We start from the raw sequence: 16,174 nt of genomic DNA, 5'->3' as shown, positions 1-16,174 counted from the left end.
CGTTTCGTCGTATTTATGTTTCGCGATGATGCCGCACTGCCTGCCGGCCTTGTCCGCAGGGTCGGTTGTCAGGGAGATGATTGGCAACCGCTTCTATATATAGAAGGGTTGGCGCAGAGCCCTGGCATGATGGGATGTATTTGCCACCGGGGCGAGCTGCACTCGTGCATTCGCACCTATAAATTGCCTGCTGTTTTTTTACCCGTTTTCAGTAGGGTGACTTCTTGAGTTTGACCCACTAGAATGCATGCCCTTGATTCTGGGGTCGGAAACGGCCAGCTAACGTCTGTGCAACGAGGAATATCCATGCAAGTTTCTGTTGAAAATACTTCTGCTCTTGAGCGCCGCATGAGCATCACCGTGCCGGCCGAGCGCATCGAGACCCAGGTCAACAAGCGTCTGCAGCAGACTGCCCAAAAGGCCAAGATCGCTGGTTTCCGTCCAGGCAAAGTGCCAATGAGCGAAATCAAGCGCCGCTTCGGTGCTGATGCACGTCAGGAAGCTGTAGGTGACGTGATCCAGGCTTCCTTCTACGAAGCCGTTGTCGAGCAGAAGCTGAACCCGGCTGGCTCGCCTTCCATCGAGCCCAAGTCCCTGGAAGCAGGCAAGGATCTGGAATACGTTGCAATCTTCGAAGTGTTCCCTGAGTTCGAAGTTGCCGGTTTCGATTCGATCGCCATCGAGCGCCTGAGCGCTGATGTTGCTGACTCCGACCTGGACAACATGCTGGAAATCCTGCGCAAGCAGAACACCCGTTTTGAAGTGGCCGATCGTGCTGCCCAGAACGAAGACCAGCTGAACATCGATTTCGTAGGCAAGGTTGACGGCGAAGCATTCGCTGGCGGCTCCGCCAAGGGTACTCAGCTGGTGCTGGGTTCCAACCGCATGATTCCTGGTTTCGAAGACGGCCTGGTTGGCGCCAAAGCCGGCGAAGAGCGCGTTCTGAACCTGACTTTCCCGGCTGACTATCAGAACCTGGACCTGGCTGGCAAAACCGCCGAGTTCACCGTGACCGTCAACACCGTTTCCGAGCCCAAGCTGCCAGAACTGAACGAAGAGTTCTTCAACCAGTTCGGCATCAAGGAAACCGGCATCGAAGGTTTCCGCACCGAAGTTCGCAAGAACATGGAGCGTGAACTGCGCCAGGCCATCAAATCCAAGGTCAAGAACCAGGTGATGGACGGTCTGCTGGCTGCCAACCCGATCGAAGTGCCGAAGGCCCTGCTGTCCAACGAAGTTGATCGTCTGCGCGTGCAGGCTGTTCAGCAGTTCGGCGGCAACATCAAGCCTGACCAACTGCCGGCCGAACTGTTCGAAGAACAGGCCAAGCGTCGCGTTGTACTGGGTCTGATCGTGGCTGAAGTGGTCAAGCAATTCGACCTCAAGCCTGACGAAACCCGCGTTCGCGAAATGATCCAGGAAATGGCTTCGGCCTACCAGGAGCCTGAGGCTGTTGTGTCCTGGTACTACAAGAACGACCAGCAGCTGAACGAAGTGCGTTCGGTTGTGCTGGAAGAGCAAGTTGTGGATACTGTTCTGCAGAAGGCTAAGGTGACCGATAAAGCGGTCTCTTACGAAGAAGCAGTCAAGCCGGCTGAAGCAGCACAAGCCGACTGATTGCTCAACTCGTTTGAAAATACACCCATAAGCCAGCCTCGCGCTGGCTTATGCGTATTCAAGACATGACTATTTGGGAGTAACTGCAGAGCATGTTCCGTAATTCGTATATTCAGCAGAACTCTGATATCCAGGCCGCTGGCGGCCTGGTCCCGATGGTTGTCGAGCAATCTGCTCGTGGCGAACGCGCCTATGACATCTACTCGCGCCTGCTCAAGGAGCGAGTGATCTTTCTGGTTGGTCCGGTAGAGGACTACATGGCCAACCTGATCTGTGCGCAGCTGCTGTTCCTTGAAGCGGAAAATCCGGACAAGGACATCCATCTCTACATCAACTCCCCGGGCGGTTCGGTGACAGCGGGCATGTCGATCTACGACACCATGCAGTTCATCAAGCCGAACGTATCGACCACCTGTATCGGTCAGGCGTGCAGCATGGGTGCTTTCCTGCTGACCGCTGGTGCTGAGGGCAAGCGTTACTGCCTGCCGAACTCACGCGTGATGATTCACCAGCCACTGGGCGGTTTCCAGGGCCAGGCATCGGACATCGAAATCCATGCCAAGGAAATCCTCTTCATTCGTGAGCGTCTCAACACGCTGATGGCCAAACATAGCGGGCATACCCTGGAAGAGATCGAGCGCGACACCAACCGTGACAATTTCATGAGCGCCGAAGCGGCTCGTGAATACGGGTTGATCGACGCAGTGATCGAAAAGCGCCCCGCTTAATATAAGCAGCTCAAAATAGGGCTGGTCGGCAGGTCCGACCACCAGTGGACTTGAAAAAGCCCTCAATAGCCTTCATCTTGTGTTGCAAGCCTATCGGATTTGGATCGAACGAATGACTGACACCCGCAACGGCGAGGACAACGGCAAGCTGCTCTATTGCTCCTTCTGTGGCAAAAGCCAGCATGAAGTACGCAAGTTGATTGCCGGCCCCTCGGTCTTTATCTGCGACGAGTGCGTCGACCTGTGCAATGACATCATCCGTGAGGAGGTGCAGGAAGCCCAGGCCGAAAGCAGCGCGCATAAATTGCCTTCGCCTAAAGAAATCAGCGGCATCCTTGATCAGTATGTGATTGGTCAAGAGCGTGCAAAGAAGGTTCTGGCCGTAGCGGTGTACAACCACTACAAGCGTCTGAACCAGCGTGACAAGAAAAGTGACGACGTCGAGCTCGGCAAAAGCAACATCTTGCTGATCGGCCCTACAGGCTCGGGTAAAACCCTGCTTGCAGAGACCCTGGCTCGCCTGCTGAACGTTCCCTTCACCATCGCCGACGCAACCACTCTTACCGAGGCCGGTTACGTAGGTGAAGACGTCGAGAACATCATTCAGAAGCTGCTGCAGAAATGCGACTACGACGTGGAGAAGGCCCAGATGGGCATTGTCTACATCGATGAAATCGACAAGATTTCGCGCAAATCCGACAACCCGTCGATCACCCGGGACGTTTCCGGTGAAGGCGTGCAGCAAGCGCTGTTGAAACTGATCGAAGGCACGGTTGCTTCCGTACCGCCACAAGGCGGCCGCAAGCACCCGCAGCAGGAATTCCTTCAGGTTGATACGCGCAACATCCTGTTCATCTGTGGCGGTGCGTTCTCCGGCCTGGAAAAGGTTATTCAAAACCGTTCCACCCGTGGCGGCATTGGCTTCAGTGCAGAAGTACGCAGCAAGGAAGAAGGCAAGAAAGTCGGTGAATCCCTGCGTGAAGTCGAGCCTGACGATTTGGTCAAGTTCGGTCTGATCCCGGAATTCGTTGGCCGTCTGCCGGTCCTGGCGACGCTGGACGAGCTGGATGAGGCTGCGTTGATGCAGATCCTCACCGAGCCGAAAAACGCCCTGACCAAGCAATACGCCAAGCTGTTCGAGATGGAAGGAGTGGACCTCGAGTTCCGTGCTGACGCGCTCAAATCGGTGGCCAAGCGGGCACTGGAGCGCAAGACCGGCGCCCGTGGTTTGCGCTCGATCCTCGAAGGCGTACTGCTCGACACCATGTACGAAATCCCCTCGCAGTCCGAGGTGAGTAAAGTGGTGATCGACGAAAGCGTTATAGAAGGCAAGTCCAAGCCACTGTATATCTACGAAAACAGTGAGCCGGCTGCCAAGGCTGCGCCAGACGCGTAAGCGTTGCACCGCCGAGCTGTACAAAATAAAGGGGCCTTAAGGGGCCCCTTTGTTTTTACTGCGTTTAACTGATGCCATTACGCTTGTTTTTTTTGCAGGCAGCCCCCATCTTGGTTTCAAGCTTACTTTCATCTGTCATAGAGGCGAAATCATGAAGACAACCATCGAATTGCCTCTCCTGCCGTTGCGTGATGTCGTCGTCTATCCGCACATGGTTATCCCGCTGTTCGTGGGGCGCGAGAAGTCTATCGAAGCCCTCGAGGCCGCGATGACGGGCGACAAGCAGATCCTGCTGCTGGCCCAGAGAAATCCTGCTGACGATGATCCGGGCGAAGATGCCCTGTATCGCGTTGGTACCGTTGCAACTGTCCTGCAACTGCTCAAGCTGCCTGATGGCACCGTCAAGGTGCTGGTGGAAGGCGAGCAGCGCGGTGCGGTCGAGCGCTTCATGGAAGTGGACGGCCACCTGCGTGCCGAAGTGGCGCTGATCGACGAAGTCGACGCCCCTGAGCGCGAATCCGAAGTGTTCGTTCGCAGCCTGCTGTCCCAGTTCGAGCAATACGTGCAACTGGGCAAGAAAGTCCCCGCAGAAGTCCTCTCCTCCCTCAACAGCATTGATGAGCCAAGCCGCCTGGTCGATACCATGGCCGCGCACATGGCGCTGAAAATCGAGCAGAAGCAGGACATTCTCGAGATCATCGATTTGTCGGCCCGGGTCGAACACGTCCTGGCGCTGCTGGATGCCGAAATCGACCTGCTGCAGGTTGAGAAGCGCATTCGCGGGCGTGTCAAAAAGCAAATGGAGCGCAGCCAGCGCGAGTACTACCTGAATGAGCAGATGAAGGCCATTCAGAAAGAGCTGGGCGACAGCGAGGAAGGCCACAACGAAATCGAGGAGCTGAAAAAGCGCATCGATGCCGCCGGCCTGCCGAAAGACGCGTTGACCAAGGCCACTGCCGAGCTGAACAAGCTCAAGCAAATGTCGCCGATGTCGGCCGAAGCCACCGTGGTTCGTTCGTATATCGACTGGCTGGTGCAGGTGCCGTGGAAGGCCCAGACCAAAGTGCGCCTGGACCTGGCCCGCGCCGAAGATATTCTCGATGCCGATCACTACGGCCTCGAAGAAGTCAAGGAACGCATCCTCGAATACCTCGCCGTGCAAAAGCGCGTGAAGAAGATTCGTGGTCCGGTGTTGTGCCTGGTCGGTCCTCCTGGTGTGGGTAAAACCTCGCTGGCGGAGTCGATTGCCCACGCCACCAACCGCAAATTTGTGCGCATGGCCCTGGGCGGTGTGCGTGATGAAGCGGAAATCCGTGGTCATCGCCGGACTTACATCGGTTCGATGCCAGGAAGATTGATTCAAAAGATGACAAAGGTGGGTGTGCGCAACCCGCTGTTCCTGCTCGATGAAATCGACAAGATGGGCAGCGACATGCGTGGCGACCCGGCGTCTGCTTTGCTGGAAGTGCTCGACCCCGAGCAGAACCACAATTTCAACGACCATTACCTGGAAGTCGACTACGACCTGTCCGACGTAATGTTCCTGTGCACCTCCAACTCGATGAATATTCCGCCAGCCTTGCTGGACCGGATGGAGGTGATTCGTCTGCCGGGTTACACCGAGGACGAGAAGATCAACATCGCCGTCAAATACCTCTCGCCCAAGCAGATTGCGGCCAACGGCCTGAAAAAAGGCGAGATCGAATTTAATGCCGACGCGATCCGCGACATCATTCGTTTCTACACCCGCGAGGCCGGTGTACGGGGCCTTGAGCGTCAACTGGCGAAGATCTGCCGCAAGGCCGTGAAGGAACATGCGCTGGAAAAACGCTTCTCGGTGAAGGTCACCGCGGACCTGCTGGAACACTTCCTGGGCGTGCGCAAATTCCGCTACGGCCTGGCTGAGCAGCAGGACCAGGTAGGCCAGGTCACTGGCCTGGCGTGGACCCAGGTGGGCGGCGAATTGCTGACCATCGAGGCCGCCGTGATCCCGGGCAAAGGGCAACTGATCAAGACCGGTTCCCTGGGTGACGTGATGGTTGAATCCATCACCGCCGCGCAGACCGTGGTGCGCAGCCGCGCCAAGAGCCTGGGGATCCCCCTGGACTTCCACGAGAAGCACGACACCCACATCCACATGCCGGAAGGGGCAACGCCGAAAGACGGTCCTAGCGCAGGCGTAGGCATGTGCACGGCACTGGTATCAGCCCTGACCGGCATTCCGGTGCGCGCCGATGTCGCCATGACCGGGGAAATCACCCTGCGTGGCCAGGTACTGGCCATTGGTGGCCTCAAAGAGAAATTGCTGGCTGCACACCGCGGTGGTATCAAGACTGTGATCATTCCTGAAGAGAATGTTCGCGACTTGAAGGAGATTCCTGACAACATCAAGCAGGATCTGCAGATTAAACCGGTTAAATGGATTGACGAGGTCCTGCAAATTGCGCTGCAATACGCGCCGGAGCCCTTGCCGGATGTGGCTCCGGAGATAGTTGCAAAGGATGAAAAACGCGAGACTGACTCTAAGGAAAGAATTAGCACGCATTAATACGTTTAAGCCTGGGGGCTTCCTTGACAGCTTTTTAGAGCCCTTGTTATAAAGCGGCTCTTAAGTGTCTGTAGGCCATTCAGCACTGGTTTTTGCTTTCACCAAAAAACTTAGAATCATACTCAATAGATATAAGGGGACTTAGAGTGAACAAGTCGGAACTGATTGATGCTATCGCTGCATCTGCTGATATCCCGAAAGCCGCTGCTGGCCGTGCGCTGGACGCAGTAATCGAATCCGTCACTGGCGCTCTCAAGGCCGGCGACTCTGTGGTACTGGTTGGTTTCGGTACTTTCTCTGTGACCGATCGTCCAGCTCGCACTGGCCGTAACCCACAGACTGGCAAGGCTCTGCAAATCGCCGCTGCCAAAAAACCAGGTTTCAAAGCCGGTAAAGCCCTGAAAGAAGCCGTTAACTAAGCTTCGCTCAAGCCTTACCCATCCGGGTCGGACGCAGGTCTGACCTGGCAGCGGAGCGGCAGCTGACCCGAGTATCCATCGGGTCGCCACGCCGGGGGTGTGGGTTCAAACCCCCGTCCGCTCCGCCAGTTACGAGAAGGCGCATCCTCGGATGCGCCTTTCTTCTATCCGGACTCTACCCACGCTCCACGGTTGCCTAATTTTGAAGTTCAACCGTTTCTGGGGGACGCATGCTGCAGAATATCAGGGACAATTCACAAGGCTGGATTGCCAAGACCATTATCGGGATCATCGTCGCATTGATGGCGTTCACCGGTATCGAGGCTATTTTTCAGGCTTCGACCAACAACAAGCAGGACGTGGCCAAGGTCAACGGTGAAGAAATCACCCAAAGCGAACTGGGCCAGGCCGTCGACATGCAACGTCGCCAGCTGATGCAACAGCTGGGCAAGGACTTCGATGCTTCCTTGCTGGACGAAAAGCTGCTGCGCGACGCCGCCCTCAAGGGCCTGATCGATCGCAAGCTGCTGCTGCAAGGCGCGGCCGATTCGAAATTCGCTTTCTCCGAAGCTGCGCTGGATCAAGTGATCCTGCAGACGCCGGAATTCCAGGTGGATGGCCAGTTCAACGCTGAGCGTTTCGACCAGGTGATCCGTCAGCTGGGCTACAGCCGTATGCAATTCCGTCAGATGCTGAGCCAGGAAATGCTGATCGGCCAGGTTCGTGCTGGTATTGCCGGCAGCGGTTTTGTGACTGATGCCGAAGTGCTCGCGTTCGCCCGTCTGGAAAAACAGACCCGCGATTTCGCCACCGTCAGCGTCAAGGCCGACCCTGCAGCAGTGAAGATCACTGACGACGAGGTCAAGGCTTACTACGACCAGCACGCCAAGGAGTTCATGACCCCGGACCAGGTGGTCATCGACTATCTGGAGCTGAAGAAGGCTTCCTTCTTCGACCAGGTCGCGGTCAAGGACGATGAGCTGCAAGCCCTCTATCAGAAAGAAACCGCCAACCTCGCTGAACAGCGTCGCGCGGCGCACATCCTGATTGAAGTCAACGACAAGACCACCGACGAGCAGGCCAAGGCCAAGATCGAAGAAATCCAGGCGCGCCTGGCCAAGGGCGAGAAGTTCGAAGCCCTGGCCAAGGAGTTCTCCCAGGATCCGGGTTCTGCGAACAACGGCGGTGACCTCGGTTTCGCTGGCCCTGGCGTCTACGACCCTGCCTTCGAAACAGCGCTGTATGCGCTGAACAAGGACCAGGTCTCGGCACCGGTGCGTTCCAGCTTCGGCTGGCACCTGATCAAGCTGTTGGGTGTTGAAGCACCAGAAGTGCCATCGTTCGCCAGCCTGAAAGACAAGCTGACCCGCGAGCTCAAGACCCAGCAGGTTGAACAGCGTTTCGTCGATGCGACCAAGCAACTGGAAGACGCTGCATTCGAAGCTTCCGACCTGGCCCAGCCGGCGTCGGACCTGAAGCTGACCGTGCACACTTCCGCGCCGTTTGGCCGTGAAGGTGGCGAAGGCATCGCTGCCAACCGTGCCGTAGTGACCGCTGCATTCAGCCCTGAAGTACTGGATGAAGGTGCCAACAGCACCGCCATCGAGCTGGATCCGGAAACCATCGTGGTGCTGCGTGCCAAAGAGCACCTGAAGCCTACCCAGCTGCCGCTGGAAAGCGTTGCCACTGCCATCCGTGCCCAGTTGACCAAGGAGCGCGCGAGCGCTGCGGCGAAGACTCACGCGGACGAGCTGATTGCCAACCTGCGTGATGGCAAGACACCGCTGAACCAGCCGGTGGATGGCCAGGCCTGGAAAGTCACCGAAGCGGCCACCCGTGGCCAGGAAGGCGTCGAGCCAGCCGTGCTGCAAGCCCTGTTCCGCATGCCAAAGCCTGCGGCCAAGGACAAGCCGACCTTCACCAGCGTGACCCTGCCAGACGGTAGCCTGGTGATCGTGCGCTTGAACGCGGTCAATGAAGCCGCTGCACCGACCGATGACGAGAAGGCTCAGTACCGCCGCTTCCTCGCGTCCCGTGTCGGCCAGCAAGACTTCGCCGCCTATCGCAAACAGTTGGAAACCAAGGCTGAGATCAAGAAGTTCTGATCTCGTAACAGCCTGAATAAAAAGACCCCGGCCTGAAGAGGCCGGGGTCTTTTTTTATCCACTAATCAGCTGACTCAACCAGTCTTGATTCAACGCGCAAACTTGAGCTTGCCCCAACTCAGGCCAATCACAGCCGCCAGGGTCGAAGCGCTCAGCACACTCAGCTTGGCAGCCGACAGCAGCGTCGGATCGGAGAAGGCCAGCGACGAGATGAAAATCGACATGGTGAAACCAATTCCCGCCAGCAGGCCCACCAGGGCGACGCCGTTCCAGGTCACGCCCTCCGGCAGCTGGCAGATGTTCAGTTTGACCAGCACCACGCTCGCCAGCATCACACCGAGCGGCTTGCCGAGCACCAACGCCAGGATGACCCCCATGAACACACCGTGGGGCAGCGGGTCGTTCAGGTTGAACCCTTGCAGGCTCACCCCCGCGTTGGCCAGGGCAAACAGTGGCATGACGCCGAAGGCCACCCATGGGTGTAACCCGGCTTGAATCCGCTGCACCGGCGGCAACATTTCCCGTTGGGCCTGTCTCAATTGCTTCAATGGTTTGGCGACCTGATGGGCACTTTCTGACGGATGCGAAAGCCGGTCCATCAGCTCGTTAAATGTGCGCCCGATGGTGTCCAGAGGGCGTTCCCGAGTCGGTCTGGAAGTCACGGGCGTTATCAGGCCAAGCATTACGCCCGCGAGCGTCGGATGGACGCCGGTCTTGAGTAGGCCAAACCAGACAATCGCCCCCGGCAACAGGTACACCACCGCCTTGCCAATTCCCATCCGCTGAAAAACCAGCACCAGCGCCAGCCCGCAGGCCGCGATCACCAGGCCCATGTAGTCCAGGCTGGCGGTATAGAAAATCGCGATGATCAGGATGGCGACGATGTCATCAATGATCGCCAAAGCCAGCAACAGGATGCGCACGCCAGCCGGAATCGATTTGCCCAGCAGCGCCAGCACACCCACGGCAAATGCGATGTCGGTGGCAGTGGGCACTGCCCAGCCACTGGCCGCGACCGTGCCATGGTTGAGCAGGGTGTAAATCAGCGCCGGCATCAGCACGCCACCCAGTGCCGCGCCGAGGGGCAGGGTGGCCAGTTTCAGGTTGGCGAGTGCGCCGTCCCTGATCTCCTGGCGAATCTCGGCGCCCACCACCAGGAAGAAGATGGTCATCAGCCCATCGTTCACCAGGAAGTGCAACGAGCGCGAGACCGTGAAGTCTCCCAGCCCGATAGTGAGTGGGGTGTTCCAGAAGTGTTCGTAGGAATCTGCGACGGGGCTGTTGGCCCAGACCAGCGCGACGATCGCTGCCAGCAGCAACACGATACCGCTGACTGCTTCGATCCTTGAAAATCGCTCCAATGCGGACAGGGCGCCTTCGACCAGAACCTGGGGGCGCGGAATAGCAGGGTGTTTATCAGGCACGACAAGTCTCCATTGGCGGCCCGACCAATGCTTATCCTTTAACCTGCGCTGTGCCGTATGCAGCAGCGCACCCGGTGCGATCATAAGAGTTAAGAAACATCACGTCACGTTTCGTTTAAACATCGGTTAAACGCAGCGTCGCGATCAGCGCCAGTACGACCAACGCGGCGACCGCCCATGGAAACGATGTCACTCCCCACCCTTGCAACAACATGCCGCCGAGTAGTCCGCCACCGGCGATGCCCAGGTTCCACACCGTCACCAGCATCGACTGTGCGGCATCGGCTGAATCCCCGGCCGACTTGGCCAGCGCCGTTTGCAGCAATGCCGGCAAACCGCCAAACGCCAGCCCCCATAAGGCCACCGTGGTGTAGATCACCGTCGCCGAGGTGATCCAGAACGCCAGCGCCAGGGCCGACAGCGCGAACATTGCGCAGCTGATCACCAATAACGCGCGCAGCCGCTGATCAATCAGCGCGCCGACGATCCAGATACCCAGCAGCGCCGCCAGGCCAAACACCAGCAGCACCTGGTCGATGTCCGCTGCAATCCCGGCAGGTACCAGGAACGGCGCGATATAGGTGTAGAGAATGTTATGAGCCAGCACGTAGGTGAAAGTCACAAACAGCACCGGACGAATCCCTGGCAGTGCCAGCACCTGGCGCAGCCCCAGGCGTTTTTCCGCCTGTTGCCCGGCAAAGTCCGGGACCTGCCAGCGCACCCAGGCCAGCAGCACAACCGTCAGGCCGGACATGATCGCGAAGCTCAGGCGCCAGCCCACCGTGGTGCCCAGGAATGTCCCGGCCGGTACACCCAGTGACAGCGCCAATGGCGCGCCGAGCATGGCCACGGCAATGGCCCTGCCTTGCAGGTGCGACGCAACCATGCGGCTGGCATAACCGGCCAGCAGCGCCCAGAGCAATCCCGCGAACACCCCGGCGAAGAACCTGGCCACCAGGGTCAGCAGGTAATCGCTGGAAAACGCCGTCACACTGTTGACCAAGGCAAACCCGCCGATGGCAATCATCAGCAATGGCCGCCGGCGCCAGCCCCGGGTGGCGATGGTCAGGGGAATCGCGGCCAACAGCGAGCCCAGGGCGTACAGGGTCACCAACTGGCCCACCAACGCTTCGGACACCCCGAGGCCGGCGCCCATTTGCGGGAGCAAGCCTGCCGGCATGGCTTCGGTGAGGATGGTGATGAAGCCGGCGGTAGCCAATGCCAACAGGCCGCCCAGAGGCAGTCGTTCACGGCTCACCGTGGGGGTCGTGGAAGATAGGGCGCTGTCGCTCATGTTTTTTGGCTCCGGTTTTCAGACGAAAGGGCAGGGAGCCAGAGTAGGGTGCTGCACGGTGGAGAAAAACAGGCTAAGGTTCCGAACTTATCGGACGCCAATGTCCGCAATCCTCGGGAGCGAGACGATGGACAGCCTGGGCAGTATTTCAGTGTTTGTGCAGGTGGCCGAAACCCGCAGCTTTACCGAGGCCGGGCGCATGCTGGGGGTGTCGTCCTCGGCGATTGGCAAAAGCATCGCGCGCATCGAAGAGCGCCTGGGGGTGCGGCTGTTCCATCGCAGCACCCGCAGTATCACGTTGACCAGCGAGGGCGCACTGTTTCTCGAACGCTCCCGGCGCATCCTGGCGGAAGTCGAAGCCGCAGAACAGGAACTGAGCCAGGCATCCGCCACCCCCAGAGGCAAGTTGCGCGTCAGCCTGCCGCAAGTGCGCGGCTTGTTGATGCCGGTACTGACGGATTTCATGCGCGCCTATCCCGAGATCGAATTGGACGTGGACTTCTCCGACCGCATGGTGGATGTGATCGAGGAGGGTTTCGACGCGGTGATCCGCACCGGCAAACCCGAGGACTCACGCTTGATGGCGCGCCACCTCGGGTATTACCGCCTGGTGCTGGTGGCGTCCCCGGAGTACCTGCGCCTGCACGGTACGCCGCGCCAGCCCCGGGATTTGAGCGACCACGCCTGCCTGCGCCACAAATTCTGCGCCACCGGCAAGCTGGAAACCTGGCCACTGCGCCCGGAGCCGGGCCTGCCGGAGCCGACCCTGCGTGCGCCGCTGGTCTCCACCACCATCGAATCACTGATGCACGTGGCCCATGAAGGCCTGGGGATTGCCTGCCTGCCAGACTTCATGGTCCGCGAATCGGTGGAGCAGGGCCGGCTGCAACGGGTGCTGGACTATTACCTGGAGCACAGCGGCAGCTTCTGGATGCTCTGGCCATCAAGTCGCCATGCCTCGGCGAAATTGCGCGTGTTTATCGACCATATGGGCGAGCGGCTTTTTCCTGCGGACACCGTCCCGTAAGGCTGTGACGTTTTACCGACAGGAATTCGCGCGCCGAGGCCACGTTCTGTTGCACAATACCGCCCTGACTGTTTTCCTCAGGATTTTCGATGTCGACATCATTTCACTTGCGTAGCCTCGGGTTGGCGCTGGTGCTGGCGGGCGCTGCGGGCTGCTCGTCACCCAAGACCGCTATTTATGAACATGAGAACTTCGACGACTCCGGCACGTTTTCCCGTGATTACCCGGTCAGTGACACGGCGGCCTGCGAAGCGGCGCGGCGTGCGCTGTTGAGCCAGGGTTACATCATCACAAGCAGCGATCCAAAGCTGGTGGCGGGTAACAAGAGCTTCCAGCAGACCGGCGAAACTCACCTGCAGATCAGCTTCAACGTGGTGTGTGCCGACGATGGCAGCGGCAATCATCACTCGACGATGTTCGCCAACGCCTTGCAGGATCGCTACGCCTTGAAGAAGGTCAACAACTCCGCCAGCCTCGGTGTGGGTGTGTTGGGTTCGGTGTCGATGCCGATTGGCTCCACCGACGACTCCATGGTCAAGGTGGCCAGCGAGACGGTGTCTGCGCCGAAGTTTTATGAGCGTTATTTCGCCCTGGTGGACGTTTTCCTGCCCCAGGAAGTGAAAAAGGCAGCGCATATTCCAGAGAAGCCCAAGGCTGACCTGGGCATCCCGGAACCTAAGGCAGCTCCGGCGGCCGATAAGGCCGATAAGGTTGAAGCGCCGAAAGAAGTGCCAAAAGAAGCGCCGGCCACACCGGCAGCCCCAGTGACGCCGGCGGTAGTGCCAGCGGCATCGGAGCCGGTGGTACCACCGGCGGAACCTGCGCCGATTGCACCAAAGGAAGCCCCGGCACCTGCGCCAGAGGCCACCACTCCTGCGCTGCCGGCGCCGACCGAAGCGATTCCGCCTCTGCCGACGCCTGCGCAGTAACTACACCGCTACGGGGTTGGCCTTGTCGACGTTGATCCCGTAGCGGCTGATCGCCTCCGCCACCCTGGCGCGGCTGATCAGGCCGTCATCCGCCAGCGCCTTCAAGGCCGCCAGGGCAATGAAATACCGGTCCACCTCGAAGAACTGGCGCAAGGTTTCGCGGGTATCCGATTGCCCGAAGCCATCGGTGCCCAGCGCCACAAAGCGCCGGCCCGGTACAAACGGGCGAATCTGATCGGCAAAGATTTTCATGTAGTCGGTGGCGACCACCACGGGCCCAGGCTGGCCCTCAAGGCACTGCTCGACATAGCTGGTACGCGGTTCGCTTTCAGGATGCAGCAGGTTCCAGCGCTCCACGGCATGACCTTCCCGGCGCAGCTCGGTCAGGCTGGTGACACTCCACACATCGCTGGCCACGGCAAAATCATCGCGCAGCAGGTCCGCGGCGGCGATGACTTCCCGCAGGATCGAACCGCTGCCCATCAGCTGTACCCGTGGTTGCTTGGTGTCTTCAGCCGCCTTCAACCGATACATGCCCTTGAGAATCCCGTCCTCGACGCCTTCGGGCATCGCCGGGTGCGGGTAGTTTTCGTTGAGCAGGGTGATGTAGTAGTAGATGTCCTCTTGCTCGACGTACATCCGGCGCATGCCTTCGCGAATGATCACCGCCAGCTCGAAGGCAAACGTCGGATCGTAGGAAATGCAGCACGGGATCACCGACGACAGCACATGGCTGTGGCCATCGTCATGCTGCAGGCCTTCGCCCATCAGCGTGGTGCGCCCGGCCGTCGCCCCCAGCAGGAAGCCCCGCGCCCGTGCATCGCCCGCGGCCCAGGCCAGGTCGCCAACCCGCTGGAAGCCGAACATCGAATAGAAAATGTAGAACGGCACGGTCATCAAGCCGTGGTTGGCGTAGGACGTACTCGCTGCGATCCACGAGGAAATGGCGCCGGATTCATTCAGGCCTTCCTGCATGATCTGTCCGTCCTTGCTCTCTTTGTAGTAGGACAGCTGGCCCGCATCCTGTGGGGTGTAGAGCTGGCCGACAGCGGAGTGAATGCCGATCTGGCGGAACAGGCTTTCCATGCCAAAGGTGCGGGACTCGTCCGGCACGATGGGCACGATCAGTTTGCCCAGGTTCGGATCCTTGAGCAGGGTGCCGAGGATGCGCACAAAGGCCATGGTGGTGGAGATCGCGCGCTCGCCGGTGTCCTTGAGCTGGGTGGCGAAGGCATCCAGTTCCGGGATCTTCAGCGACTCGACCGCGCTATGGCGGGCCGGTACGTAGCCACCCAGTGACTGGCGGCGGGCGGCGAAATAGCGGGCCTCTTCGCTGTCGGCGGCCGGTTTGAGATACGGGATTTCAGCCAGTTGGTCGTCGGCCACTTCCAGCCCGAAGCGATCGCGGAAGGCTTTGACGGCTTCAGCGCCCATCTTTTTCAGCTGGTGGTTGATGTTCTGGCCTTCGCCGGCCTCGCCCATGCCGAAGCCCTTGACGGTTTTCGCCAGGATCACCGTCGGCTGGCCGCTGTGACGCACGGCGGCGGCATAGGCGTTGTAGACCTTGTCCGGGTCATGGCCGCCCCGTGAGAGTTTCCAGATATCGTCGTCGGACATGTCTGCCACCAGCGCCAGCAACTCCGGGTATTTGCCGAAGAAGTGTTCCCGCACGTAGGCGCCGTTTTGCGATTTGTAGTTTTGATAGTCGCCGTCCACGCACTCCATCATGCGCTGGCGCAGCAAGCCGCTTTTGTCCTTTTCCAGCAGCGCATCCCAGCCGCCGCCCCAGATTACCTTGATCACGTTCCAGCCGGCGGCGCGGTACAGGCTTTCGAATTCCTGGATCACCTTGGCATTGCCGCGCACCGGCCCATCCAGGCGTTGCAGGTTGCAGTTGACCACGAAGATCAGGTTGTCGAGCTTCTCGCGCCCGGCCAGGGAAATGGCTGCCAGGCATTCCGGCTGATCCATCTCGCCATCACCGAGGAACGCCCACACCTTGCGGCCCTGGTGCTGCTTGAGGTCGCGGAACTCCAGGTAGCGCATGAAGCGCGCCTGATACGCGGCGGTAATCGGTCCGAGCCCCATGGAAACCGTAGGAAACTGCCAGAAGTCTGGCATGAGGCGAGGGTGCGGATAGGATGACAAACCGTCGCCACCGGCTTCCCGGCGGAAGTTGTCCAGCTGGGCTTCGCTGATCCGGCCTTCGAGGTACGCCCGCCCGTAAATGCCCGGCGCGGAGTGGCCCTGGATGTACACCAGGTCGCCATCGAAGCTTTCAGTTCGGCCACGGAAGAAATGGTCGAAGCCTACGTCATACAGCACCGCAGCCGACGCATAGGTTGCGATATGCCCGCCCACGCCGGAATGTTTGCCCGCGCGCAGCACCATGGCCATGGCGTTCCAGCGAATAAACGCATTCAGCCGGCGCTCGGTGGCCAGGTTGCCGGGGTAGGGCAACTGGCGGTCTACCGGGATGGTGTTGACGTACGGGGTGGTCACCCGCCCGTAGAAGTCGCCATGCCGCGCCACGTCGAAATCCAGCAACTGATCAATCAGGTAATGCGCGCGCGGGCGGCCTTCGGTGGACAGCACCGATTCGATGGACTCCAGCCATTCGCGGGTTTCCTGTGGATCGTCGTCGAGGCGTACTGCAGTGTTCGGGGTCATGTCAGGCTCCAGGGTGG

At 59.4% G+C, this 16,174-nt stretch carries 11 protein-coding genes; 8 read left to right on the top strand and 3 right to left on the bottom strand.

Annotation, left to right across the window (positions count from 1 at the left end; genetic code table 11):
• The first annotated feature begins 306 nt into the window (after window positions 1-306).
• The 6 genes from tig to V6607_RS21555 all read left to right on the top strand — a co-directional run bounded on the left by tig (window position 307) and on the right by V6607_RS21555 (window position 8,813).
• Window positions 307-1,617: a trigger factor gene (gene tig, locus V6607_RS21580; RefSeq protein ID WP_003207855.1), complete on the top strand. Its 1,311-nt coding sequence runs from the start codon at window positions 307-309 to the stop codon at window positions 1,615-1,617.
• Window positions 1,618-1,709: 92 nt separating this feature from the next.
• Window positions 1,710-2,345 (top strand): ATP-dependent Clp endopeptidase proteolytic subunit ClpP, encoded by a 636-nt coding sequence (gene clpP / locus V6607_RS21575; protein WP_003174822.1) that lies wholly within the window; start codon window positions 1,710-1,712, stop codon window positions 2,343-2,345.
• Between the two features lie 112 nt (window positions 2,346-2,457).
• The gene (gene clpX, locus V6607_RS21570; protein ID WP_003207856.1) at window positions 2,458-3,741 is read left to right on the top strand and encodes an ATP-dependent Clp protease ATP-binding subunit ClpX; all 1,284 of its coding nucleotides are present in this window, start codon (window positions 2,458-2,460) and stop codon (window positions 3,739-3,741) included.
• 151 nt (window positions 3,742-3,892) lie between these two features.
• Window positions 3,893-6,289 carry an endopeptidase La gene (gene lon, locus V6607_RS21565; protein ID WP_134327011.1) on the top strand — a complete coding sequence of 799 codons (2,397 nt, stop codon included), beginning with the start codon at window positions 3,893-3,895 and terminating at the stop codon, window positions 6,287-6,289.
• 146 nt (window positions 6,290-6,435) lie between these two features.
• On the top strand, window positions 6,436-6,708 hold the full coding sequence (locus tag V6607_RS21560; protein WP_003174819.1) for an HU family DNA-binding protein: 273 nt from the start codon (window positions 6,436-6,438) through the stop codon (window positions 6,706-6,708).
• Between the two features lie 230 nt (window positions 6,709-6,938).
• The gene (locus V6607_RS21555; protein WP_003207860.1) at window positions 6,939-8,813 is read left to right on the top strand and encodes a SurA N-terminal domain-containing protein; all 1,875 of its coding nucleotides are present in this window, start codon (window positions 6,939-6,941) and stop codon (window positions 8,811-8,813) included.
• Window positions 8,814-8,902: 89 nt separating this feature from the next.
• Here V6607_RS21555 and nhaA read toward each other — a convergent pair whose 3' ends face one another.
• Complete coding sequence (gene nhaA / locus V6607_RS21550) at window positions 8,903-10,237, bottom strand: Na+/H+ antiporter NhaA (RefSeq protein ID WP_008431950.1); 1,335 nt, start codon at window positions 10,235-10,237, stop codon at window positions 8,903-8,905.
• Window positions 10,238-10,352: 115 nt separating this feature from the next.
• A complete protein-coding gene (locus V6607_RS21545; protein ID WP_134327010.1) occupies window positions 10,353-11,531 on the bottom strand; it encodes an MFS transporter in 1,179 nt (392 codons plus the stop codon).
• 127 nt (window positions 11,532-11,658) lie between these two features.
• On the opposite strand from V6607_RS21545, the gene V6607_RS21540 reads away from it, so the two are divergent.
• Together V6607_RS21540 and V6607_RS21535 are read left to right on the top strand one after the other, a co-directional pair.
• Window positions 11,659-12,558, top strand: a complete 900-nt coding sequence (locus V6607_RS21540; RefSeq protein WP_003207864.1) for a LysR family transcriptional regulator — start codon at window positions 11,659-11,661, stop codon at window positions 12,556-12,558.
• A gap of 89 nt (window positions 12,559-12,647) precedes the next feature.
• Window positions 12,648-13,487, top strand: coding sequence for a DUF2242 domain-containing protein (locus V6607_RS21535; RefSeq protein WP_003207865.1), 840 nt, complete (start codon window positions 12,648-12,650; stop codon window positions 13,485-13,487).
• On the opposite strand, the gene aceE is transcribed toward V6607_RS21535, so the two are convergent.
• The gene (gene aceE, locus V6607_RS21530) at window positions 13,488-16,157 is read right to left on the bottom strand and encodes a pyruvate dehydrogenase (acetyl-transferring), homodimeric type (RefSeq protein ID WP_134327009.1); all 2,670 of its coding nucleotides are present in this window, start codon (window positions 16,155-16,157) and stop codon (window positions 13,488-13,490) included.
• Window positions 16,158-16,174: the final 17 nt, after the last annotated feature.

The organism is Pseudomonas sp. KK18, from assembly GCF_037094675.1.
GTDB lineage: Bacteria > Pseudomonadota > Gammaproteobacteria > Pseudomonadales > Pseudomonadaceae > Aquipseudomonas.
This window is presented reverse-complemented; position numbering and strand designations above follow the sequence as displayed.

What these genes read in the sequence shown, in the direction of transcription:
- V6607_RS21555 (WP_003207860.1), top strand. Translation starts at nt 6,939, where the DNA reads ATGCTGCAGAATATCAGGGACAATTCACAAGGCTGGATTGCCAAGACC.
- lon (WP_134327011.1), top strand. Translation starts at nt 3,893, where the DNA reads ATGAAGACAACCATCGAATTGCCTCTCCTGCCGTTGCGTGATGTCGTC.
- clpX (WP_003207856.1), top strand. Translation starts at nt 2,458, where the DNA reads ATGACTGACACCCGCAACGGCGAGGACAACGGCAAGCTGCTCTATTGC.
- V6607_RS21540 (WP_003207864.1), top strand. Translation starts at nt 11,659, where the DNA reads ATGGACAGCCTGGGCAGTATTTCAGTGTTTGTGCAGGTGGCCGAAACC.
- tig (WP_003207855.1), top strand. Translation starts at nt 307, where the DNA reads ATGCAAGTTTCTGTTGAAAATACTTCTGCTCTTGAGCGCCGCATGAGC.
- aceE (WP_134327009.1), bottom strand. Translation starts at nt 16,157, where the DNA reads ATGACCCCGAACACTGCAGTACGCCTCGACGACGATCCACAGGAAACC.
- V6607_RS21535 (WP_003207865.1), top strand. Translation starts at nt 12,648, where the DNA reads ATGTCGACATCATTTCACTTGCGTAGCCTCGGGTTGGCGCTGGTGCTG.
- V6607_RS21545 (WP_134327010.1), bottom strand. Translation starts at nt 11,531, where the DNA reads ATGAGCGACAGCGCCCTATCTTCCACGACCCCCACGGTGAGCCGTGAA.
- clpP (WP_003174822.1), top strand. Translation starts at nt 1,710, where the DNA reads ATGTTCCGTAATTCGTATATTCAGCAGAACTCTGATATCCAGGCCGCT.